The following is a 21,896-nucleotide window of genomic DNA, read 5'->3' on the forward strand; positions in this document are numbered from 1 at the left end:
AGGAGTTTTTCCATGCCCGACTCGACCCGCTTGTTTACGCCCTTCGCCGAAGAACTGCTGCCCGGCGGCGGCCACCGTTCGTTCGTGCTCAAGCGCGGCCAGCTGCTGCGCCTGACCGATCTGCGCGGCGGGGCCAACGTGAGCCTGACCCTACTCAATGCCAACGAGAAAACCGAACGCCTGAACCTGCCTGACAGCCTCAAATGCCAACACACCGCCAAGCTCACCGCCGGCCACTGCCTCTACTCGGACATGGGCCGGGTACTGGCGGCCATCACCGCCGACACCTGCGGCTGGAGCGACAGCCTGGGCGGCGTGCTCTGCGCCGAGGAAGTCGCACAAAAATACGGTCAGGGTCGCTACCAGGAACTGCGCAACGGCTTCTTTCGCAACGGCACTGACAACCTGTTGGTGGAACTGGGCAAATGGGGCCTGGGCCTGTCCGACCTGCTGATGACCCTCAACCTGTTCAGCCGGGTCGATGTCGATGAGGCGGGAAACTTTCACTTCGTCGAGGGCAACTCCCTGACTGGCGACTACATCGAGCTGTACGCGCCAATGGACACCCTGGTGGTGCTGACCGCGCTGCAACACCCGATGGACCCGAACCCGCAGTACGCCCCGCAACCGATCAAGCTCAGCTGGATGAATGCCGATGCCAGCGTCGCCGAGCACTGCCGCCTTTCGCGCCCGGAAAACCAGCGCGGCTTCATCAACACCGACCGCCTGTTCGCCTGAGGATCGCTGCCATGTCACTCGCCATCGCCACCGCACACAAGCAACCCGATACCGCCGTCTACCGTGCCACGATTCCCGCCGGGGAACCCTGGCTGGTGGAGGTCAAGGCGGGCCAGACCCTGCGCATCCTCGACCTGGAAGGCAACCAGGCGGTCGATACGCTGTTCTACAGCCTAGCCAACCCCAAGGAACGCTACGACGTACAGCGCACCCTGCGCCGGCAAAACAGCGTTTATTTGAGCACCGGCAGCGTGCTCTATTCGAACCTCGGCCACCCGATGCTGACCATCGTCGAAGACACCTGTGGACGCCACGATACCCTCGGCGGCGCCTGCGCCCAGGAAAGCAACACCGTGCGCTACGCCCTGGAAAAACGCTACATGCACAGCTGCCGTGACAACTACCTGCGGGCCTGCGCCCACGATGGTCGCCTGGGCAAGGGCGATATCGGGCCGAACATCAATTTCTTCATGAACGTGCCGGTCACCGCCGATGGCGGGCTGACCTTTGAAGACGGGATCTCGGCGCCAGGCAAATACGTCGACCTGCGAGCCGAGATGGACGTGATCGTGCTGATCTCCAACTGCCCGCAACTGAATAACCCGTGCAACGCCTACAACCCCACGCCAGCGGAGCTTTTGATATGGAACTGAAACTCACCCGCCTGCGTCGCTGGCTGTTCACGCTGTGCCAGAGCCGATCGGGGCAATGCATCAAGTAACGCCCTGATCCCCTGTGGGAGCGAGCTTGCTCGCGATAGCGGTCTGTCAGGCACATCGATGTTGGATGGACCATCGCTATCGCGAGCAAGCTCGCTCCCACAAGGGGCGCAGTGATGTTTGGAGGTTTGCCACCTGGGACGACCCCGGTGGCCATCGACAACTGCGGGACGGCCCGCATCCCAGTTCAGGCAGCGCTCATGCCTGAGGGGGCAATGCCATGTTCGAAAAAATCCTCATCGCCAACCGTGGCGCCATCGCTTGCCGCATCCTGCGGACCCTGGGCGAACTGAAGGTCCACGGCGTGGCGGTGTATTCCCAAGCCGACGCCGCCAGCCTGCATATCCTGCAAGCCGACGAAGCCCACTGCCTGGGCGAAGGCGCGGCGGCCAATACGTATCTGGCGGTGGACAAGCTCCTGGCGATTGCCAAAAGCAGCGGCGCGACGGCGATTCATCCCGGCTACGGTTTTCTCTCTGAAAACGCAGCCTTCGCCGAAGCCTGCGAAGCGGCCGGTGTTGCCTTCATTGGTCCGACGCCACAACAACTGCGCGTGTTCGGTCTCAAGCACACCGCCCGCGACCTGGCGCGGCAACACGGCGTGCCCCTGCTCGAAGGCACCGAACTGCTGGACAGCCTCGACGCCGCACTGTTGGCCGGCACCCGGATCGGTTATCCGGTGATGCTCAAAAGCACGGCCGGCGGCGGCGGCATCGGCATGCGCGTGTGCCGCAGCGCCGCCGAGCTGAGCGAATCCTTCGAAGCGGTCAAGCGCCTGGGCCAGAACAACTTCAGCGACGCCGGAGTATTCATCGAGAAATACATCGAGAAGGCCCGGCACCTGGAGGTGCAGGTGTTCGGCGACGGCCAGGGCCAGGTGATCGCCCTGGGCGTGCGCGACTGCTCGGTGCAACGGCGCAACCAGAAGGTCCTCGAGGAAACCCCGGCCCCCAACCTGCCCGAAGGCATGGCCGACGCACTCTGCGCAGCGGCGATCCAACTGGCCCAGGCCGTGAATTACCGCAGCGCCGGCACCGTGGAATTCGTGTTCGACAGCGACGCCGGGCGCTTTTACTTTCTGGAAGTGAACACCCGCCTGCAAGTGGAGCACGGTGTCACCGAACAGGTGTGGGGCGTGGACCTGGTGCGCTGGATGGTGCAACTGGCTGCCGGAGACCTGCCGCCACTGAACGAGTTGAGCCAGGGTTTAAAAGCCGAGGGCCACGCGATCCAGGCGCGCTTGTACGCCGAGGATCCAGGCCGGGACTTCCAGCCAAGCCCGGGACTGCTGACCGCCGTGAAATTCCCCGAGGCCGACGGCAAACAGTTGCGCATCGACACCTGGGTCGAGGCCGGTTGCCAGATCCCGCCCTATTTCGACCCGATGATCGCCAAGGTCATTCGCTGGGCGCCAACCCGCGAGCAGGCCCGCCTTGGCTTGCACCAAGCGCTGGACAAAAGCCTGCTGTACGGCGTCGAAACCAACCGCGCCTACCTGCAACAGATTCTCCTCGATGCACCGTTTGCCAACGGCCAGCCCTGGACCCGCTGCCTGGACGCGTTGGTCTACCGTGCCAACACCGTTGAAGTGCTCAGCCCCGGCACCCAGACCAGCGTCCAGGACTATCCCGGCCGCCTCGGTTATTGGGCGGTGGGGGTGCCGCCGTCAGGACCGATGGACAGCCGTTCGTTGCGCCTGGGCAACCGCCTGCTGGGCAATGAAGAAGGTGCGGCGGCATTGGAAATCACCATGAACGGGCCGCTGCTGCGTTTCAACTGCGATGCCCGGGTGGCGGTGACCGGTGCGGTGATTGCCCTCACGCTCGACGGTGAAGCCGTACCGATGAACACCCCGCTGTCGATCGCTGCCGGCGCCACCCTCGCCATCGGCAACATTTCCGGTGCCGGGGCGCGCAGCTACCTGTGCCTGCAGGGTGGCGTACAAGTGCCGGATTACCTGGGCAGTAAAAGCACGTTTACCCTCGGCCAGTTTGGCGGCCATGGCGGACGAGCATTGTGTACCGGCGACGTGTTGCACCTGGCGCCACTGGATGAGCACACGACGCTGCCGCCAACCAGCGCACCGATCCTGGAACTGCCGAGCGTGCGCCAGATCCGCGTGATCTACGGCCCCCACGGCGCGCCCGAATATTTCACCGAGCGCTCTATACAGACGTTCTTCGACACCGCCTGGGAAGTGCACTTCAACTCCAGCCGCACCGGCGTCCGACTGATCGGGCCGAAACCTGAATGGGTTCGCGCCGACGGTGGCGAGGCCGGGCTGCATCCTTCCAATATCCATGACAACCCCTACGCCATCGGCGCCGTGGACTTCACCGGCGACATGCCCGTCATCCTCGGCCCCGACGGCCCGAGCCTGGGCGGTTTCGTCTGCCCGGTGACGGTGATCGAAGCGGATCTCTGGCAGTTGGGGCAACTCAAGGCCGGGGACAAGGTGCGATTCGTGCCGGTGGATATATCGACCGCGCGCTCACTGGCCCTGAAATGGGCCCCCTGTGGGAGCGAGCTTGCTCGCGATAGCGGTCAGTCAGTGACTTCGATGTTGGATGTCCCGCCGCTATCGCGAGCAAGCTCGCTCCCACAGGGAATTGTGTCGCCTGTGGTGTTGGACATCGGGCAGGACGATACCCGCCTGGTTGCTCGCCTGGCCGGCGACACTCATCTGCTGCTGGAAATCGGCGCCCCCGAACTGGACCTGGTGCTGCGCTTTCGTGCCCACGCCTTGATGCAGGCTTTGGAACACAAACAATTGCACGGTGTGATCGACCTGACGCCGGGCATTCGTTCGCTGCAAGTGCACTATCAACCCGAACAATTGCCCCTGGCCGCTCTACTGAGCATCGTCGCCGGTGAGTGGGACGCCGTGTGTGCCGCGCAGGACCTGCAAGTGCCGTCGCGCATCGTTCACCTGCCGCTGTCCTGGGATGATCCGGCCTGTCAGCTGGCCATCGAAAAATACATGACCACGGTGCGCAAGGACGCGCCCTGGTGCCCGAGCAACCTGGAGTTCATTCGACGCATCAACGACCTGCCCAACCTCGACGCGGTGCAACGCACGGTGTTTGACGCCAGCTATTTGGTAATGGGCCTGGGGGACGTCTACCTCGGCGCGCCGGTCGCCACACCGCTCGACCCACGCCATCGACTGGTGACCACCAAATACAACCCGGCCCGGACCTGGACCGCGGAAAACTCGGTGGGCATCGGCGGCGCCTACATGTGCGTGTACGGCATGGAAGGGCCTGGCGGCTATCAGTTCGTCGGGCGCACATTGCAGATGTGGAATCGTTATCGGGAGGTCGCCGCATTCGACGGCAAACCCTGGTTGCTGCGGTTCTTCGATCAGATCCGCTTCTACCCGGTCAGCGCCGATGAGTTGCTGCACATCCGCCGCGAATTCCCCCTGGGCCGCTTCGACCTGAAGATCGAGCACAGCCAGCTCAACCTCGCCGACTACCAGCGTTTCCTGGTGCAGGAAGCCGACAGCATCGCCGCGTTCCGCCACCAGCAACAAGGTGCCTTCGAGGCCGAGCGCGAGCGTTGGATCGCCAGTGGCCAGGCACACTTCGACAGTGAAGAACCGGCCATCTCGCCAAGTGAAGATGCGCAGCTGACTGACGGTCAACTGAGCGTCGACAGCCACATCGCTGGCAACCTCTGGCAAGTGCAGGTCGACGTGGGCACGCGGGTGGCCGCCGGTGATGTGCTGGTCATCCTGGAGTCGATGAAGATGGAAATCCCGCTGCTTGCGCCCTCGGCCGGCGTGGTGCGCGAGGTGCGCGTCCAGGCCGGTTCGGCGGTGCGCGCCGGACAGCGCGTCGTGGTGCTGGAACGTGACTGAACTCAATCAAAGGATTAACACCATGAACCTTTCGCTTCGCTTGGACGACCTGCGCGATGCCTATCGCAGCGGCGAACTGACGCCTCGCAAATTGCTGTTGGACCTGCGGGAAAAAGCCGCGGCGCTGAACCCGGACTATCACCTGTTCATCCACCTGCTGACGGTCGAGGAACTGGAGCCCTACCTGGCCGCATTGGAAGGCCGCGACCTGGAAAGCTTGCCCCTGTATGGCGTACCTTTTGCCATCAAGGACAACATCGACCTGGCCGGCATTCCGACCACGGCAGCCTGCCCGGCGTTTGCCTATGTGCCGCCACGCTCGGCGACCATTGTCGAGCAGTTGCTGGCACTGGGCGCGATCCCCCTGGGCAAGACCAACCTCGACCAGTTCGCCACCGGGCTCAATGGCACCCGCTCGCCCTACGGCGCCTGCCGCAACAGCGTGTTGCCCGACTATCCGGCAGGCGGTTCGAGCGCCGGCTCGTCGCTGGCCGTGGCCCTGGGGGTGGCGAGTTTTGCCTTGGGCACCGATACCGCCGGCTCCGGTCGGGTGCCCGCCGCGCTGAACAATCTGGTGGGATTGAAAGCCACCCTGGGCTTGATCTCCACGGCGGGCGTGGTCCCGGCCTGTCGCACGCTGGACTGCGTCACGACCTTCACGGCGACGGCCAAGGAAGCCAGCCAGCTATTGGCGCTGACGGCCCGTCCAGACCCTCGAGACGACTACAGCCGCCACAACCCGCAGTGGAACGACGGCTCTTCGTTCGGCGCGCCTCGGCGCTTTCGTTTCGGTGTGCCGCGCCAGCAGGACCTGGCGTTTTTCGGCTGTCCTGAAGGTCCGCAACTGTTTCTGGAGGCCATCGAGCGACTCGAACGTCTGGGCGGCGAAGCCGTGGAACTGGACCTGTCGCCGTTCCTGGAAGCCGCACGGCTGCTTTATGAAGGCCCGTGGGTGGCCGAACGCTACAGCGTTGCCGGCCCATTGATGGAGCACGAACCCGACGCCGTACTGCCCGTCATCCGCGCCGTATTGGCGAAAGCGCCTACGGTAGATGGCGTACAAACCTTCCGCGCCCGCTACCGTTTGCAAACGCTCAAAGCCCAATGCGACCGGGCCATGGACGCGCTTGATTGCGTACTCACACCGACCATTGGCCGGCCAGTGACCCTCGCCGAACTGGCCGCCGAACCGGTGCTACGCAACTCGGAACTGGGTTACTACACCAATTTCATGAACCTGCTGGACTACGCCGCCGTCGCCGTTCCCAGCGCGTTCATGACCAACGGCTTGCCCTGGGGTGTGACGCTGTTCGGTCGAGCCTTCACCGATCAATACCTCTTGAGCCTGGCCGATGCCTTGCAGCGTCAACAGGACAAGACCTTGCCCGTGCCCGCCCACCCGGCGCGCCACGACCGGGCGCGACTGGTCGTGTGCGGCGCACACCTGGACGGGTTGGCGCTGAACTGGCAGCTCAAGCAACGCGGTGCCCGGCTGATCGAGGCCACCCAAAGCTCGCCGCACTACCGCCTCCATGCCTTGGCCGGCGGCCCACCCTTGCGACCCGGCATGGTTCGGGTTCGTGAAGGTGGCGTGGCGATCGAGGTCGAAGTCTGGGAGCTGCCGAGCAGTGAACTGGGCTCGTTCCTGACGGGCATTCCCGCACCGTTGGGACTGGGCAAGGTGCAACTGGCCGATGGGCGCTGGGAGAGCGGATTCATCTGTGATTCGTATGGTTTGGAGGGCGCACGGGACATCAGTCACATGGGAGGATGGCGGGCTTATTTACAGAGTCTGAAATAGCGTTGATGGGTGGCGAGGGAGCTTGCTCCCGCTCGGCTGCGAAGCAGACGCTTTCGGGGCCGCTTCTCGGCCCAGCGGGAGCAAGCTCCCTCGCCACGTTCCTACAAACCTGCAAATTCGACTGTCTTTTCCCACAAGGCCACTAAACTGACTCCATTGGGTCCTAGCCAAGGGAATCGCCATGTCGCTTCGTTCGCCGTTGTATTCCCAGCGCAAGCCGCTGCTGGTCGTGGTGGCGTTGCTTGGTACAAGCTTCCTGATCATTTCATTGTTGGGCTATTACGCCGCCCATACCTCGATACGCGATCACATTCTCAAGACGCTGTATGTGAACCTGCTGGTCGGCCTGCTCGTGACGCTGGCGGTCCTGGCCATTCTTTGTCGGCTGATCAACAACTACCAGCAACGCATCGACGCCCAGGCCACCCTCGACGGCCTGACTGAATTGCCAAACCGCCGTGGCTTCGACCTGCTGGCCGTGCAAGCCCTGCACGAAGCCCAGCGCGAGCCCAGACCCTTGACGGCGCTGCTGGTGGAACTGGACGACTTCAAGCGGCTGGACACCACTCACGGTCATATCGCCACCGATCAACTGTTGACCGGGTTCGCCCGCAGCCTGACTGAGAGCCTGCGGCATTCGGACATCGTCTGTCGCTGGAGCGCCGAAGCCTTTGTCGTCCTGCTCAAGGACACCGACGGCCAGACCGGTCTGAAAATCGCGGAGAAAATTCGTCAGCACATCGAAAAGCAGCGCTATTTCTGCAGCGGTAAACAATTGTTGGTCACCGTCAGCCTCGGCCTCACCACCTTGCAGGACGAAGATACCTTGCACAGCTTGCTGTCGCGGACCGATCATGCGTTGCAACGCGCCCGGCAGACCGGGTGCAATCGAACCTGCGTGGACATGCCTCACTCCAGTTATGAATAAACCCGACCTTTGCCCGGCCTGCGGCGGCACCAATGACTGCACCCTGGCCGACCCACGAACCGCCGACCGGGCCTGCTGGTGTTATGGCGTGAGCATCGACCCGGCCGTGCTTGAAGCATTGCCGGCCGAACTGCGTGATCAGTCCTGCCTGTGCCCACGCTGCGCCCAGGTCCAGGCCCAGTTGCGCGCCAAGCCCCAGCCGATCGCGTAAGATGCCCACCCTCCGCTGCCCTGCCTGAACTGCCCATGCGCGTCGACCGTTTCCTCAGCAATCTGCCGCGATTCAATCGCCAACAAGTGCGCCTGTTGCTGGTGGAGCGCCGGGTGCGAATCGACGGCCAGACCGTCAACGATCCCCATGCCCCGGTACGTGAATTCAGTCGCGTCGAAGTCGACGACGAAGTGCTGCAAGCCGGCCGACCGGCGCGCTACTTCATGCTGCACAAGCCGCCCGGCTGCGTCAGTGCCACTCGCGATCCGCAACACCCCACTGTCCTCGACTGGCTGGACGAACCGGACAAGGACGACCTGCACATCGCCGGACGCCTGGATTTCAACACCACCGGGCTGATGCTGATCACCAATGACGGCAGCTGGTCGCGGCGCCTGACCCAACCACAGACCAAGCTGCCCAAGGTCTACTACGTCGAAACCGAACAAACCATCACCGCCGAATACGCCGACACCTTCGCCCGAGGCCTGTATTTCGCCTTCGAAGACCTCACCACCCAGCCGGCAGAACTGACGCTACTGGGGGAAAAATCGGCGCGCTTGAGCATCGTTGAAGGGCGCTACCACCAGGTCAAACGCATGTTCGGCCACTTCGACAACAAGGTGCTGCGCCTGCACCGCGAGCGCATGGGCCCACTGACGTTGGACGGCCATCTCGAGCCGGGCCAATACCGCGCCTTGAGCCCTGAGGAAGTCCAGCTCATCTGATCCCGCTACCGCTCGGCAGAAGTGTCGAACAATTTTCCGACAGGTACTTGCGCAACGGTCGCCCCCCTGCTTGAATCAAACCGTCGGCCGAAATGTGACCGATGAGTCACCACATACTTCCAAGAAACTTTTTGCCGGCGGGAACCCTCAGGTTCCGCCTTGTCCGCCCGGCAAACTGCCCGCCTATAACAACACCCGTCGACCGTCTTCCTTGGATCGACATGGGCCTTATCTTCCAGGCGTATGCCTACCTGTCACATTGCCCGTGCAATCTCATTGCGCGCATACCCGCTTGCCAGGAGTCTTATGACATGAGGCCAGAAATCGCTGTGCTGGATATACAGGGTCAGTATCGGGTTTACACGGAGTTCTATCGCGCAGACGCCGCACAAAAGACCATCATCCTGGTCAACGGCTCAATGGCCACCACTGCGTCGTTTGCACAGACCGCCAAAAACCTCTACCCGCAATTCAATGTCGTGCTGTACGACCAACCCTACGCGGGCAAGTCCAAGGCTCACAATCGCCACGAGAAAATGCTGACCAAGGAGATCGAAGGGCAGATCCTCCTGGAGCTGATCGATCACTTCGCCGCCGAGCACGTGCTGTCGTTTTCCTGGGGCGGCGCCGCCACGCTGAGTGCCCTGGCCCATCGGCCAAGGCGCATCGAAAAAGCAGTGATCAGCTCGTTCTCACCGGTGCTCAACGCGCCGATGCGCGACTACCTGGAACGCGGCGTGGATTACCTGGGCAGCCTGGACGGCGACCGTGTCGGGCACTTGGTCAACAGCACCATCGGCAAGCACTTGCCGCCGTTGTTCAAGCGCTTCAACTATCGCCACGTCAGCAGCCTGGCCGAGCATGAGTACGGGCAGATGCACTTCCACATCACCGACGTGCTCCACAGCGACCAACAGTGCTACGTCAACGCGGCCAGGAAAATCAACGTGCCGGTACTGTTCCTGAACGGCGAATGGGACGAATACACCTCGGCCGTCGACGCCAGGCTGTTCGCCAACCACGTCGAGCACAGCACCTTCAGCACGCTGCAAGCCACCGGGCACTTCCTGGACATGGAACACAAAGCCGCCTGCCGCGAAAGCCGCAACGCCTTGCTGGGTTTCCTCACACCGGAACACCACGAAAGCCGACCGCGCTACAGCTACGTGCAGGGCTACCATGCACTGGCTATCTGAAACCGAGTCCTGGCGAGCAAGCCCCTTCCCCCATCAGCACAGGGGCTTGCCCGCCAACGACCGCTCTGGTTTGAGCCTTGCGTAGACGAGTAACCTCGCCGCACGTAAAGAAAAACTTCAAATCCGTGGCCACATCTGGTACAAAGTCAGCCGCTCTGAGCGGGTGTCGTATAATGGCATTACTCCAGCTTCCCAAGCTGATAACGAGGGTTCGATTCCCTTCACCCGCTCCAATCGAATTCTGGTCCCGCGTCGTATGTTTTTTGACGGGGGATTAAAAAACCGGCCCATGGTGGCCGGTTTTTTTATGGCTGATATTCGGGGAAGTGTGAGGTGATCTCCGAGCGTAGATAGATGGCTCCCCGTCTACGTCCAAAATAAATACGTCCCCATTTCCACACCCTCGATGTCATCGAGAAAGCCCCCTCTTGCAAGCCGAATACGCCTTGAGCCGGCTACCGCTCAGCATCGTCAAAAAAAGGTACTTCAGCTGATAGAGCATCAAACATGCTTAGCGACAAAAGCGACGACGACAAATACGGTCAGAGCGAACGCTGCACCGATGCTGAACGGCAACCACGTAACGCGAAATGTGGTCGGGGCCGGGCGCCTCATTTCTTCTGCCAAAGCCTCTACCTCTTGATGCAATTGCTCAATGCTTGCTTGATGACTTCGATGTGTGGACATGTCTTTTTTCTCTTCCGAGGTCGCGGGGCCCTGCTGGGTCAGTGAAACATATCTAGCAATCCTGAGCCGTGTGAGATTGACGCATTGTTGCGATCCAGCACTCAGATTTTAACCCAAACACTCGTAAAGGCGACTATGGCGGTCACTACCCCAGCCCCTACTGCGTATGGGTACCAGAAGGCTTCGTGCTTCAGCTTAGTTTCTTCGGCCGTAAGCTTGCGAGTCTCAGCCAACAACTTTCGGGTTTCGATCAATAGTTTATCGAGCTCTAAATTATCGCGGTCGTTCTGAAGCATTGATCATCCTTCCAGGGTTTAAGCCATCGCCCTAAGCGTCGCTTTCTACGCAGCCGGCAAAATCTGTCGGACGTCAATCGCAATGCCAATCGAATAGTCCGTCTACGGAGCACTATTTCCTATCCGCGCAGTTGTGGATAGCGGGCGGCTCCCCCTGAATTTGTAGGCAAACTCAGAGAGTTGCGTACGCCCCGGGAGATTTGTAGGCAGAATCCGAAAACTGCGTAGGGGGTGCGCTTACCTTACTTTTCGGCGAGTTTTTGCCTTGTCGCCCTTGTCCTTCGATGGCTACGTCTCCAGACGTCGCTGCAAATCAGCGATCGGGCTTGGGAACACGTGAGTCATGCAACCGCGCTTCACGGGAGCTAGACAATGCGTACCTCGCAGCAAAGATTCCCACCTAACGACAAAACAAAAAGCCTCGGCGTTTTTCGCAACGGGGCTTTTTGTGTCTTGGCTGCCTACTTGTGTCGTTCATTGCTCAGCCCCCGGCAAATGCCCCAACGGCAACGCTCCCGGCGTCTTCACCGTATGAATCGCAAAATTGCTCCGGATGTCACTCACCCCCGGCAACTTCAGCAGCCGCCCGGTGAGGAACCGGTCGTAGGCTCGTAGATCCGGCACCACCACTTGCAACAGGAAATCCGATTCCCCTGAGACCAGGAACGCCGAGATCACCTCCGGCAATGCCGTGACCGCCTGGCGAAACGCTTCGGCTTGTTCGTCGTTGTGTCGTTCGACCTTCACGCCGACAAAGATCGTCAGCCCGAGGCCCACTTCGTCGCGGTCCAGGATGGCTTGGTAACCGCGAATGACACCGGCGTCTTCGAGCATTCGCACGCGGCGCAGGCAGGGTGACGGGGACAAGCCGATTTCTTCGGCCAGTTGCACATTGCTCAGGCGACCATCGCGCTGCAGCGCGGCGAGGATTTTGCGGTCGAAGGCATCCAGTTTCATGTATTGGCATTTCCCAATGGAATAACACAATTGCATAGCAGGTTATGCCAATTTCCTGAGCTTTAGAAGCTGACTTCGCAACCACCTGCCCTTCGGCCCTAGACTGGCACGACCGAATCGTCGATGAAGGGGGTGTGGCATGGCAGAGCTCTGGTTGTTCCTGATGGCCTTGATGGTGGTGTATGTGCTGCCTGGGCCGGACATGATCCTGCTGCTGCAAACCGGTGCCCGTCAGGGCAGGGGCGCGGCGCTGGCGACGGCGGTGGGCCTGGGCGTCGCCCGGGGATGTCATGTCGCGCTGGCCGCATTGGGGCTTTCGGCATTATTCAAGACTGCGCCCTGGACCTTTGACGCGGTACGCCTGGCCGGGGCTGCCTACCTGTTATGGATCGGTCTTCAATGCCTGAGGACCACATTGTTGCCGAGTTTTGAAGGAGCCGGTATCGAGGCCGGAAAGCGGCGTTGGTATCAGGCGATTCGGCGTGGGCTGCTGACCAATTTGCTCAACCCGAAGGCATTGCTGTTTTGCTCGGTGTTGTTGCCGCAGTTCATCGATCCACAGGGCGGACCGGTGCTGGGACAGTTTGCGTCCCTGGGCGTGGTATTGGTCAGCGTGGGTTTGTTGTTTGATAGCGCCTACGCGCTGGTAGGTGTCGCGCTTGGGCGCTGGCTTCAACGCTCCCCTTCGGCCCAGCGCGTACAGCAGTGGTTGTTTGGGAGTCTTTTGATTGGGTTTGCGGTGCGGCTGACGTTTGTGCAGCAGGCCTAGTGCCTGTGGATAAGCTGATCGAACGGGACCTGGAGCGAAGCGAACTGGGCTGAAACCGGGGGCTGCTGCGCAGCCCGGCGGGAGCAAGCTCCCTCGCCACGGTCGTATTTTTTATCCTCCCTCACATCCCGAAATAACCCCACTCACCTAGCTGCTCCCCTTGCCGGGCGTGGCTTCTACACTTCTGTCCAATCAGTTCACCTACCCACCAGTGTCGCTCCTGGTGGTTATAGTGTTGATCATTAAATTTCAGTAGGTATAGTACCCACCAAGCACACCACACGGAGGTGTTGTGAATAGCCGATTCTTGATAAGCCAGATCATTGCAGACGGTTGGTATCTGGTGCGGGTTCGGGGCAGTCATCATCACTTCAAGCACCCGACCAAACCGGGGTTGGTCACGGTTCCTCATCCGAAGAAGGATCTGCTCAAGAAAACGGCCATCAGTATTTTGCAACAGGCGCTGCTTCAGCCGGCCCATTGCGCAACGTTCCCGGAGGACGATGAATATGCTTTACCCGATTGCGATTTCCATGGGCGATGACAAGCACGCCTGGGGTGTTGAAGTGCCTGATATTCCCGGTTGCTTCTCCGCAGGCGACGATCTGGACGACGCCATGGCGATGGCCCGCGAGGCCATTGAGGGGCACTTCGAGATTCTGGCCGAGGACGGTTCGGCAATTCCGCCAGCCAACACCGTCACCCTGCATGCGGCTAATCCCAAGTATGCCGGCTGCACTTGGGCGCTGGTGGACATTGATGTCACCAAGTACCTGGGCAAGGCCCAGAAGCTCAACATCACGTTGCCAGGCTATCTGCTGAATCGCATTGATGAGTATGTGTTGCACCACCCTGAAGAAAAAAGCCGGTCAGGGTTCCTCGCTTCTGCCGCTCTCAAGGTATTGCAGCAAGGGCGCTGAAGCCTTCGTGGGAGCGAGCTTGCCCGCTTGTGTCTTACCCCACGATTAGACCATCGCCTTTGGTATTGGGATCAGGAAGGTCATCTGGTTTCCTGCCGCAGCCTGTCTTCAAACGTGTGTCTTCACCGCTGTAGTCAATTCGGGCGACGTTTCTCTCCAGGGTGGAGGGTTGAACACTTTTGCCCGGCTCAAGCAATACCGGGCAAAAGCGACACATTCAAGACTCGTTATGAAAGCGTGTTTGCCATTGAATGCATTTTCCTACCGTGACCAGTATGAAACGGCAAGAAATGCCGACTCAGCTGTTTAGGCAAACAGATCATCGGCAAACCCCTTGATGCCCGACAGACTGACGAGTTGCATATCAGCTGTCTGGATCTGTTCGATGGTGTCGTAACCTGCATACCAATCCTTGAGGCGCACACCTTCTTGCGGTGTCTGTCCTGGAGTGAAACTTGATCGGTGCAGATAAAGGTCATCACCGATGCGATCAGTCAACAGTTCAGAGCTGCTGATGTATGACAAAACCAATTTGTCGCCGCTGCTGATACCGTCGTCCTGAATCGTCACTAACTTTGGAGTATCGACGGTGTAGATATCGTCACCCTCACCACCGTTAGCAAAACCGCCGGTCTGCAATATCAGTCTGTCATCCCCCTGACCTCCTGACAGTGAAAAGCCCACGCCTCTACCGGTCAGCAGGTCGTTGCCTTCTCCACCATCAGCCATGCCATGTATCACAGTAATCGTGTCATTTCCGGCCTCACCGTAGGCTTGAGTCCCCTCATCGCTGGCAGTCGTGACGATGGTGTCGTTACCGCCGCCGCCGTACAAGATGTCTGCCTGTGGCCCATTCGCCGAGCTATCGACTTTGAAAGGTTCTATCCACGAGGTCAGCCCACCATAGAGGAAATCATCGCCGTCCCCGCCGTCGATGACGTCATTGCCCAATCCACCCTCCAGATAATTAACACCCGTGTTTCCAACCAGGACATCGTTGAAATGACTGCCCAACACGTGTTCGATGTTAAGCAATACATCACCTTCGGCATCGCCACCTTGATTGGTTTGAGTCTGCAAGTTGATCGAGACGCCTGTTGTGCTTGTAATGTAAAAAGCACTGTCGAAACCTGCGCGACCATCGATTACATCTGCCCCGGCTCCACCAATGAAGATCTCCTTCAGACCAGAGCCTGATAGCGTATCGTTAAAATTGCTGCCTTGAAAAAACTCAATGTTGGCGTAGGTGTGGCCAGCAGCCGCCCCTGTGTCAGTACCGTTGGTCAGATCGATCGTCACCGCGCTGTCAGACTGTTCATAAGTGACTAGATCCACGCCACCCGCGCCATCCTGCATCATGGAGGAACTACCGCCATAGAAAACGTCGTTAAAATTCGATCCCCTGATCACTTCGATACCGGTATAGGTATCACCTGCCGCGGTCCCGGAATACACACCCGTCTTGAGGTTGAAGGTCATGGCTTCTTGGCTGTCGAGATAGCTCGCTATGTCATAGCCAACACCGCCGATCAACTGATCCGCTCCCGCGCCACCGTACAGTGTGTCGTTGCCCGAACCGCCGGTAATGATGTTGTCGCTGTCGTTGCCGTAACCGGTGAATGCGCCAGTGCCGACGTAGGTCAGGCGCTCGACGTTTGCCGCCAGGACCGTGCCGCTGGCATTGATCACCGACACGCGGACTTCATCGTTGCCGCCACCGGCCTGTTCGATGATGTAGGGGGTCAGCCCCAGATTGATGTTGTAGATGTCGTCGCCTGCCCCCCCTTCCAGCCGTACCGTTGGGATTACGGTGTACGGGCCAGCGGAGAGTACGTCGTTGAAGGCAGAGCCTATGACGGTTTCGACATTCGCTAAAATGGTGCCTTCTGCATCTCCGCCCGTTCCTGCGGTTCCCGTCCCGGTACGGATATCGACGTTTACCCCGGCAGTCGAGCCCGAGTAGTCAACCGTGTCGATCCCGGCACCGCCGTCAAAATCCATACCGCTACCATCGCCAACGAAGGTGTCGTTGAAATTCGATCCTCTGATCGCCTCGATACCGGTGTAGGTATCACCTGTCGCGATCCCGGAATGCACGCCCGTCTTGAGGTTGATGGTCACAGCTTCTTTGCTATCGATATACCCCGCTACGTCGTAGCCAACTCCGCCGATGAGCTGATCCGCCCCCCCGCCGCCGTGCAGTATGTCGTTGCCCGAACCGCCGGTAATGATGTTGTCGCTGTCGTTGCCGTAACCGGTGAATGCGCCAGTGCCGACATAGGTCAGGCGCTCGACGTTTGCCGCCAGGACCGTGCCGTTGGCATTGAGCACCGACACGCGGACTTCATCGTTGCCGCCACCGGCCTGTTCGATGATGTAGGGGGTCAGTCCCAGATTGATGTTGTAGATGTCGTCGCCTGCCCCCCCTTCCAGCCGTACCGTTGGGATTACGGTGTACGGGCCAGCGGAGAGTACGTCGTTGAAGGCAGAGCCGATGACGGTTTCGACATTCGCTAAAATGGTGCCTTCTGCATCTCCGCCCGTTCCTGCGGTTCCCGTCCCGGTACGGATATCGACGTTTACCCCGGCAGTCGAGCCCGAGTAGTCAACCGTGTCGATCCCGGCACCGCCGTCAAAATCCATACCGCTACCATCGCCAACGAAGATGTCGTTGAAATTCGATCCTCTGATCGCCTCGATACCGGTGTAGGTATCACCTGTCGCGATCCCGGAATGCACGCCCGTCTTGAGGTTGATGGTCACAGCTTCTTTGCTATCGATATACCCCGCTACGTCGTAGCCAACTCCGCCGATGAGCTGATCCGCCCCCCCGCCGCCGTGCAGTATGTCGTTGCCCGAACCGCCGGTAATGATGTTGTCGCTGTCGTTGCCGTAACCGGTGAATGCGCCAGTGCCGACATAGGTCAGGCGCTCGACGTTTGCCGCCAGGACCGTGCCGTTGGCATTGATCACCGACACGCGGACTTCATCGTTGCCGCCACCGGCCTGTTCGATGATGTAGGGGGTCAGCCCCAGATTGATGTTGTAGATGTCGTCGCCAGCCCCCCCTTCCAGCCGTACCGTTGGGATTACGGTGTACGGGCCAGCGGAGAGTACGTCGTTGAAGGCAGAGCCTATGACGGTTTCGACATTCGCTAAAATGGTGCCTTCTGCATCTCCGCCCGTTCCTGCGGTTCCTGTCCCGGTACGGATATCGACGTTTACCCCGGCAGTCGAGCCCGAGTAGTCAACCGTGTCGATCCCGGCACCGCCGTCGAAATCCATACCGCTACCATCGCCAACGAAGGTGTCGTTGAAATTCGATCCTCTGATCGCCTCGATACCGGTGTAGGTATCACCTGTCGCGATCCCGGAATGCACGCCCGTCTTGAGGTTGATGGTCACAGCTTCTTTGCTATCGATATACCCCGCTACGTCGTAGCCAACTCCGCCGATGAACTGATCCGCTCCCCCGCCACCGTACAGTATGTCGTTGCCCGAACCGCCGGTAATGATGTTGTCGCTGTCGTTGCCGTAACCGGTGAATGCGCCAGTGCCGACGTAGGTCAGGCGCTCGACGTTTGCCGCCAGGACCGTGCCGCTGGCATTGATCACCGACACGCGGACTTCATCGTTGCCGCCACCGGCCTGTTCGATGATGTAGGGGGTCAGCCCCAGATTGATGTTGTAGATGTCGTCGCCTGCCCCCCCTTCCAGCCGTACCGTTGGGATTACGGTGTACGGGCCAGAGGAGAGCACGTCGTTGAAGGCAGAGCCTATGACGGTTTCGATACCAATGAGCGTATCCCCCTCTGCGTCGCCACCCCGTCCAACAAGTCCAGTTCCCTGGCGCAAATCTATACTGATACCTTCAGTCGATGCCGAATAATCAACAGTATCTAAACCGGCACCGCCATCAATTTTGTCTGCGCCAGCAGTACCCTTGATGACGTCGTTGCCGCCCAGAGCGTTGATTTCATCATCCCCTGCGGTGCCAATTAGTGCATCTGCGCCAGCTGTTCCATTGATAACGGCCATTTTTTCTTCCCTGCTTAAGGATGGTAGAGGAGGTCTCGTAAAATCGGTGTTTGTTGACAAAACTGAAGCAAGAATCTCTGCGGTGCTTTTCGGCTGTGGCCAGTGAAGCTTGAGCGGAGATTTCGTCTAGAAAAATAGGCGATTAAGGTGTCATTTATTAAATTTCAGGCACGGCACAACCGCCCGATCTGAAAAAACGGGATCTGTTGATTTTTTTACGATTAATTGCGTGCTGGCGCAGCCCTTCCATGCTGAGCTCCATCCAAGGTCCTTCTCCCTATTGGGAAGTTAACTGGGCACTGAGCGTCCTTGCGTTGAGTGATAGCACGACAATATCTCGTTACACAAGAGTGTCCGGTACCTAGGGATAGCGTGCTGCTGACGTCCTAAGGGCGGTGAATGTATGTGGGAGCGAGCTTGCTCGCGATAGCGCCCTGTCAGCCAACATGGATGCTGCTGATCTGACGCCATCGCGAGCAAGCTCGCTCCCACAGGACTCAGCCAGACGGCTATTTTTTCTCCGCCCCCGACTCTTGCATCTGCACCGAAGACTTGGTGCCGTCGGTGTTGTCCTTGGTCTCGTTATCCGAGTTGTCGAAACAGCCTTGCAGGGCGAACAAGCAGCAGGCAAGGCAAAAAGTGCGGGCGAGATTCATGTTGTACTCCGATGCCGAGGGCTTTGAGCAGTGACCTGCGAGAGCGGCAATGGTTGCGACGGTCATCGTGCCGGACGATGAACGTCGACGGATGCTGGCGACTGAAATGTAAGTAGAATTTTCACCGCCTCGTTGCTGTCACACCAGACAGGTGCATCCAATAAGGAAACACGGCAATGGCGTTCGCAAAAATCGCTCAAAAACTGGCCCTCTGGGCGGGGAGCCCCAAGACATTCCTGGGGGCCATCGTGTTGTTGGCACTGTGGGCAGCCAGCGGACCTTTCTTCGGTTTCAACGACACCTGGCAATTGATCATCAACACCTCGACCACCATCATCACCTTCCTCATGGTGTTCCTGATCCAGAATACGCAGAACCGCGATACGGACATCCTGCATCTCAAGGTCGACGAATTATTGCGGGCGACCAAGGATGCGCAGAACGCAATGCTCGGCCTCGAGTCGCTGGACCTCAAGCAACTGGAAGCGCTGAGAAAGCACTACCAGGACATGGGCAAAGACGAGGCCAAGAGCCTTGACGGCTTGGAACAAAAAAACAAGATCGACCTGAACCAGTGCTGATGCCTGTGCACGCGTGCTGTCAGGCCTTTTTTCGGCGGGCAAAATCAACCGGGACGCTGGCGCCCCGGTCCTGAATGTAAAAGCAGATCCGGCAGATCAACGGCTGGCCTGCAGCGCCCTGGCCATTTCGAGATGGGTCTGCAACTTGGGCAGGGTTTCGTCGGCGAAGGCCTTGATCTCTGGTACTTCGGTGGTCTGGGCCTGCTGCTGGATTTGCGCGATGGCCTCCTCGGTAGCCTTGACCTGGCTGGCGGCATACGCGGCTTCGAACGACTCGCCTTCCGTGACCTGTGGCATCAAGGCCTTGGCCTTGTCGGCCACTTCCTCCCGGGGGGCGACAGGCAAGTCGAGCTTCTTGGCGATCTTCGCCAGATGTTGATTGGCGGTGGTGCGGTCGTTGATCACCATAATGGTGTAGTCCTTGACCTCCCTGGATTCGGCTTTTGCGTGGGCCATGCGACTTGTCTCGATGTCGGCCATGCCCTTGGCAGAAGCATCGTCGATGAATTCGGCAGGCGATTGGGCCCAGGCACTGTTGGCACCCAGGCCCATCAGCACGACGAGACTGGTGGTGCGAAAAAAGCTGGCCATACGGCTCATGGTCGCGCCCTCCTCTAATAAAAGTTCTGGTGGGTTATCCACCGTTGAATCAGAACCAGCCATGAATATTCAGCGAGACGTCCGACCCGGCTTTCGACGGGATTCTATCGACGGTCGTGATGGTGGTTCTCCCACCTTTGCGACCTGCTTCAGACACCTTCGTTCGATCATGAGCAATGTTTGTCGGATAAACATTGCTTGAACCAGGCATGGTTCAGCCCTCCTTATTCGTTAATGCCGGGCACGCAGGCCCCGTCTTGTATTCGAATGGGATACGCGCTGAAGGTTTGAGAAAGGTGCTGGCGCCACGACGAACGGTGACGCACGATCAAATACCAAACGCCCGGTGATTGTGGCGTTTGGCGGCGTACATCGCCTCGTCGGCGTGGCGGAACAGCGCGATATCTTCAGTGCCATGGTCGGGGAAACAGGCCACGCCGATGCTCGGCTCGATGCTCAGGCAGTGCCCGTCCAGGCGCAGCGGCTGGGCCAGTGCATGGTGGATTTTTTCCTGCACGCTGTGGGCATCCTCCAAGGCCTGGATGCTGTGCAGCAGGACCACGAACTCGTCTCCGCCGATGCGCGCCACGGTGTCGGTGTCGCGGATACAGCCCTTGATACGATTGGCCACCGCCTGTAACAGCATGTCGCCCACTCCGTGGCCATAGGTGTCGTTGACCTGTTTGAAACGGTCCAGGTCGATATACAGCAAAGCCATGCGCCCGGATGCGGCGCGGGCGGTCGCCAGTGCGCACTTGAAACGTTCACGGAGCAATTCGCGGTTGGGCACCTGGGTCAACTGATCGTACTGAGCCATGTGCTGCAACCGGGCGTGCAACTGCTTGCGCTCGATGGCAATGGTGATCTGTGCGCAGACGTATTGCAGCAGTTCCTTGTCCTGTTCGGTGTAGCGCTCGTTGTCCGGCGCACTCTTGACGATCAATGCGCCAATCGTGCCGTTCTGCGAATTCAGCGGCACGCCCAGCCAACACGGTGCGTCCGGCTGCGCCACCAGGTCGTCGAACCCCGCTGGCAACGAGTTGCCACCGGGCGTCAGCAGGATCGGCTGGCCGCTGCGAATCACCTCGGCGCACAAACGCCCGGTGACCGTGCCCGGCAACTCAGGCTGGCCTTCCCGATCATCGACGTGATAGGGGAAGTTCAGCTGCGAACATTGTTCGTCATACAGCGCCACCGAGAAATTCAGCGCCGGCAGCCACTCACCGATAATCAGATGGACGCGCTTGAACAGCGCCAGCAAGTCAGCCGCAGCATGGGCCGCCTCGGAAATCGCATACAACGCCGCCTGCCGGGACTCGGCCTGCTTGCGTTCAGTGATGTCCCGGGCCACGGCAATGCGCAGTTGGTCCACCGGCGACCAGCGCGCCGACCACAGGATGTGTACCACCCGCCCGTCCTTGCGCAGGTAGCGATTCTCGAAATTGAGCTTGGGCTCGCCCTCCATGATCTCCCGCGCCGCCTCGAGGGTCCGCTGGCGGTCGGCAGGGTGCACCAGATCGATCATCGGCTGGCCGATCAGCTCCTGCGGCGTGTAGCCGAAAATGCGCTCGCAGGCGGCACTGACAAACACGAAACGCCCTTGACCGTCGACGGCACACACGGCGTCCAGCAGAAGGTCGATGTAGCTGGCCAGCGGCGCGGAACTTGAAGTGTCCATGGGGCTGGAGGTCATCCGGATAATGCAACGGTGAGCGAAGCGGGCAATGGTCAGTTCGTGACGCCGTACAGCGAGCGAGACCGACGCGCCCAATACCGATGAGGATAGCGCAGGCGATCACACTTAAGGGGATGAAACGCCTGGCAGGCGCTGCCACTCGACTCGACCCAGCCCATCACGGCTCCGTAAAAAACACCATGCCGGCATACGGTGCCTGTCGACAGGTCTTCAGCCGCGACGCCAGGTCGCCATAAAAACCACACTGCGATCCAGATCGGTGACCGCAAGGGTCAGATGATTGAGGCCTGAGAGCATCAGCAAGCAACCTTCAGAAAAGCGTGATCACCCAGCGGGCCTGGGGCAAATCCGTGGTGTTCCCAAGCTCCGACAGTGCCGATGGATTCCCCGGCCAGGGTCCTAGGCAAAGTCCTACGTGGAAATCCCCAGTGACACTCAAACATGCCGGAAACAGCCGATTCAAAGCCCTGCACAACAATCTGTAAAGTCTGGAAACACACCACTCTCGCAACA

General features: G+C 59.8%; 16 protein-coding genes, 1 tRNA gene and 3 pseudogenes. 13 read left to right on the forward strand and 7 right to left on the reverse strand.

Annotation, left to right across the window (positions count from 1 at the left end):
* Nucleotides 1-12 precede the first annotated feature (12 nt).
* From AO356_RS04670 to AO356_RS04710, 9 genes and pseudogenes are all read left to right on the forward strand, one after another.
* A complete protein-coding gene (locus AO356_RS04670; protein WP_060738779.1) occupies nt 13-738 on the forward strand; it encodes an urea amidolyase associated protein UAAP1 in 726 nt (241 codons plus the stop codon).
* An 11-nt stretch (nt 739-749) separates the two neighbouring features.
* Nucleotides 750-1,391 carry an urea amidolyase associated protein UAAP2 gene (locus AO356_RS04675; RefSeq protein WP_042732480.1) on the forward strand — a complete coding sequence of 214 codons (642 nt, stop codon included), beginning with the start codon at nt 750-752 and terminating at the stop codon, nt 1,389-1,391.
* Between the two features lie 286 nt (nt 1,392-1,677).
* Nucleotides 1,678-5,319 carry an urea carboxylase gene (gene uca / locus AO356_RS04680; protein WP_060738780.1) on the forward strand — a complete coding sequence of 1,214 codons (3,642 nt, stop codon included), beginning with the start codon at nt 1,678-1,680 and terminating at the stop codon, nt 5,317-5,319.
* Nucleotides 5,320-5,341: 22 nt separating this feature from the next.
* Nucleotides 5,342-7,120, forward strand: a complete 1,779-nt coding sequence (atzF, locus tag AO356_RS04685; RefSeq protein ID WP_060738781.1) for an allophanate hydrolase — start codon at nt 5,342-5,344, stop codon at nt 7,118-7,120.
* A 310-nt stretch (nt 7,121-7,430) separates the two neighbouring features.
* A pseudogene (locus AO356_RS04690) lies at nt 7,431-8,048 on the forward strand (GGDEF domain-containing protein); the annotation flags it as partial.
* Nucleotides 8,041-8,259 (forward strand): cysteine-rich CWC family protein, encoded by a 219-nt coding sequence (locus tag AO356_RS04695; RefSeq protein WP_060738783.1) that lies wholly within the window; start codon nt 8,041-8,043, stop codon nt 8,257-8,259. The pseudogene AO356_RS04690 and the gene AO356_RS04695, both read left to right, overlap by 8 nt.
* Before the next feature lie 35 nt (nt 8,260-8,294).
* A complete protein-coding gene (locus tag AO356_RS04700) occupies nt 8,295-8,987 on the forward strand; it encodes a pseudouridine synthase (RefSeq protein WP_060738784.1) in 693 nt (230 codons plus the stop codon).
* Nucleotides 8,988-9,298: 311 nt separating this feature from the next.
* The gene (locus AO356_RS04705; RefSeq protein ID WP_060738785.1) at nt 9,299-10,183 is read left to right on the forward strand and encodes an alpha/beta fold hydrolase; all 885 of its coding nucleotides are present in this window, start codon (nt 9,299-9,301) and stop codon (nt 10,181-10,183) included.
* Nucleotides 10,184-10,342: 159 nt separating this feature from the next.
* Nucleotides 10,343-10,416 (forward strand) — tRNA-Gly (locus AO356_RS04710).
* A gap of 555 nt (nt 10,417-10,971) precedes the next feature.
* On the opposite strand, the gene AO356_RS04720 is transcribed toward AO356_RS04710, so the two are convergent.
* Both AO356_RS04720 and AO356_RS04725 read right to left on the reverse strand, forming a co-directional pair.
* Entirely contained in the window at nt 10,972-11,166 is a 195-nt protein-coding gene (locus tag AO356_RS04720; protein ID WP_025212339.1) for a hypothetical protein, read from the reverse strand.
* Nucleotides 11,167-11,640: 474 nt separating this feature from the next.
* The gene (locus AO356_RS04725; RefSeq protein WP_060743072.1) at nt 11,641-12,123 is read right to left on the reverse strand and encodes an Lrp/AsnC family transcriptional regulator; all 483 of its coding nucleotides are present in this window, start codon (nt 12,121-12,123) and stop codon (nt 11,641-11,643) included.
* A gap of 139 nt (nt 12,124-12,262) precedes the next feature.
* Between AO356_RS04725 and AO356_RS04730 the strand changes: the two genes are divergently transcribed.
* The 3 genes and pseudogenes from AO356_RS04730 to AO356_RS04740 all read left to right on the forward strand — a co-directional run bounded on the left by AO356_RS04730 (nt 12,263) and on the right by AO356_RS04740 (nt 13,812).
* The gene (locus AO356_RS04730) at nt 12,263-12,892 is read left to right on the forward strand and encodes a LysE family translocator (protein ID WP_060738787.1); all 630 of its coding nucleotides are present in this window, start codon (nt 12,263-12,265) and stop codon (nt 12,890-12,892) included.
* Between the two features lie 292 nt (nt 12,893-13,184).
* Nucleotides 13,185-13,361: pseudogene (locus AO356_RS30640) on the forward strand (type II toxin-antitoxin system HicA family toxin); the annotation flags it as partial.
* Nucleotides 13,362-13,401: 40 nt separating this feature from the next.
* Nucleotides 13,402-13,812, forward strand: coding sequence for a type II toxin-antitoxin system HicB family antitoxin (locus AO356_RS04740; RefSeq protein WP_025212335.1), 411 nt, complete (start codon nt 13,402-13,404; stop codon nt 13,810-13,812).
* Between the two features lie 306 nt (nt 13,813-14,118).
* On the opposite strand, the gene AO356_RS04745 is transcribed toward AO356_RS04740, so the two are convergent.
* Nucleotides 14,119-17,850 carry a calcium-binding protein gene (locus AO356_RS04745; RefSeq protein ID WP_060738789.1) on the reverse strand — a complete coding sequence of 1,244 codons (3,732 nt, stop codon included), beginning with the start codon at nt 17,848-17,850 and terminating at the stop codon, nt 14,119-14,121.
* A 509-nt stretch (nt 17,851-18,359) separates the two neighbouring features.
* A complete protein-coding gene (locus AO356_RS32790) occupies nt 18,360-18,506 on the reverse strand; it encodes a hypothetical protein (protein WP_170866878.1) in 147 nt (48 codons plus the stop codon).
* A 176-nt stretch (nt 18,507-18,682) separates the two neighbouring features.
* On the opposite strand from AO356_RS32790, the gene AO356_RS04750 reads away from it, so the two are divergent.
* On the forward strand, nt 18,683-19,087 hold the full coding sequence (locus tag AO356_RS04750; RefSeq protein ID WP_060738790.1) for a low affinity iron permease family protein: 405 nt from the start codon (nt 18,683-18,685) through the stop codon (nt 19,085-19,087).
* A 96-nt stretch (nt 19,088-19,183) separates the two neighbouring features.
* On the opposite strand, the gene AO356_RS04755 is transcribed toward AO356_RS04750, so the two are convergent.
* The 3 genes and pseudogenes from AO356_RS04755 to AO356_RS33305 all read right to left on the reverse strand — a co-directional run.
* Nucleotides 19,184-19,687 (reverse strand): DUF4142 domain-containing protein, encoded by a 504-nt coding sequence (locus AO356_RS04755; RefSeq protein WP_060738791.1) that lies wholly within the window; start codon nt 19,685-19,687, stop codon nt 19,184-19,186.
* 328 nt (nt 19,688-20,015) lie between these two features.
* A complete protein-coding gene (locus AO356_RS04760; protein ID WP_060738792.1) occupies nt 20,016-21,365 on the reverse strand; it encodes a GGDEF domain-containing protein in 1,350 nt (449 codons plus the stop codon).
* 231 nt (nt 21,366-21,596) lie between these two features.
* A pseudogene (locus tag AO356_RS33305) lies at nt 21,597-21,680 on the reverse strand (glutathione transferase); the annotation flags it as partial.
* Nucleotides 21,681-21,896 lie beyond the last annotated feature (216 nt).

The sequence above is a fragment of the Pseudomonas fluorescens genome (genome assembly GCF_001307275.1).
GTDB classification, from domain to species: Bacteria; Pseudomonadota; Gammaproteobacteria; order Pseudomonadales; family Pseudomonadaceae; genus Aquipseudomonas; species Aquipseudomonas fluorescens_AA.

Bases quoted from the DNA above. Each gene is read 5' to 3' on its own strand.
- AO356_RS04670 (WP_060738779.1), top strand. From the start codon at position 13: ATGCCCGACTCGACCCGCTTGTTTACGCCCTTCGCCGAAGAACTGCTG.
- AO356_RS04675 (WP_042732480.1), top strand. From the start codon at position 750: ATGTCACTCGCCATCGCCACCGCACACAAGCAACCCGATACCGCCGTC.
- uca (WP_060738780.1), top strand. From the start codon at position 1,678: ATGTTCGAAAAAATCCTCATCGCCAACCGTGGCGCCATCGCTTGCCGC.
- atzF (WP_060738781.1), top strand. From the start codon at position 5,342: ATGAACCTTTCGCTTCGCTTGGACGACCTGCGCGATGCCTATCGCAGC.
- AO356_RS04695 (WP_060738783.1), top strand. From the start codon at position 8,041: ATGAATAAACCCGACCTTTGCCCGGCCTGCGGCGGCACCAATGACTGC.
- AO356_RS04700 (WP_060738784.1), top strand. From the start codon at position 8,295: ATGCGCGTCGACCGTTTCCTCAGCAATCTGCCGCGATTCAATCGCCAA.
- AO356_RS04705 (WP_060738785.1), top strand. From the start codon at position 9,299: ATGAGGCCAGAAATCGCTGTGCTGGATATACAGGGTCAGTATCGGGTT.
- AO356_RS04720 (WP_025212339.1), bottom strand. From the start codon at position 11,166: ATGCTTCAGAACGACCGCGATAATTTAGAGCTCGATAAACTATTGATC.
- AO356_RS04725 (WP_060743072.1), bottom strand. From the start codon at position 12,123: ATGAAACTGGATGCCTTCGACCGCAAAATCCTCGCCGCGCTGCAGCGC.
- AO356_RS04730 (WP_060738787.1), top strand. From the start codon at position 12,263: ATGGCAGAGCTCTGGTTGTTCCTGATGGCCTTGATGGTGGTGTATGTG.
- AO356_RS04740 (WP_025212335.1), top strand. From the start codon at position 13,402: ATGCTTTACCCGATTGCGATTTCCATGGGCGATGACAAGCACGCCTGG.
- AO356_RS04745 (WP_060738789.1), bottom strand. From the start codon at position 17,850: ATGGCCGTTATCAATGGAACAGCTGGCGCAGATGCACTAATTGGCACC.
- AO356_RS32790 (WP_170866878.1), bottom strand. From the start codon at position 18,506: ATGAATCTCGCCCGCACTTTTTGCCTTGCCTGCTGCTTGTTCGCCCTG.
- AO356_RS04750 (WP_060738790.1), top strand. From the start codon at position 18,683: ATGGCGTTCGCAAAAATCGCTCAAAAACTGGCCCTCTGGGCGGGGAGC.
- AO356_RS04755 (WP_060738791.1), bottom strand. From the start codon at position 19,687: ATGAGCCGTATGGCCAGCTTTTTTCGCACCACCAGTCTCGTCGTGCTG.
- AO356_RS04760 (WP_060738792.1), bottom strand. From the start codon at position 21,365: ATGGACACTTCAAGTTCCGCGCCGCTGGCCAGCTACATCGACCTTCTG.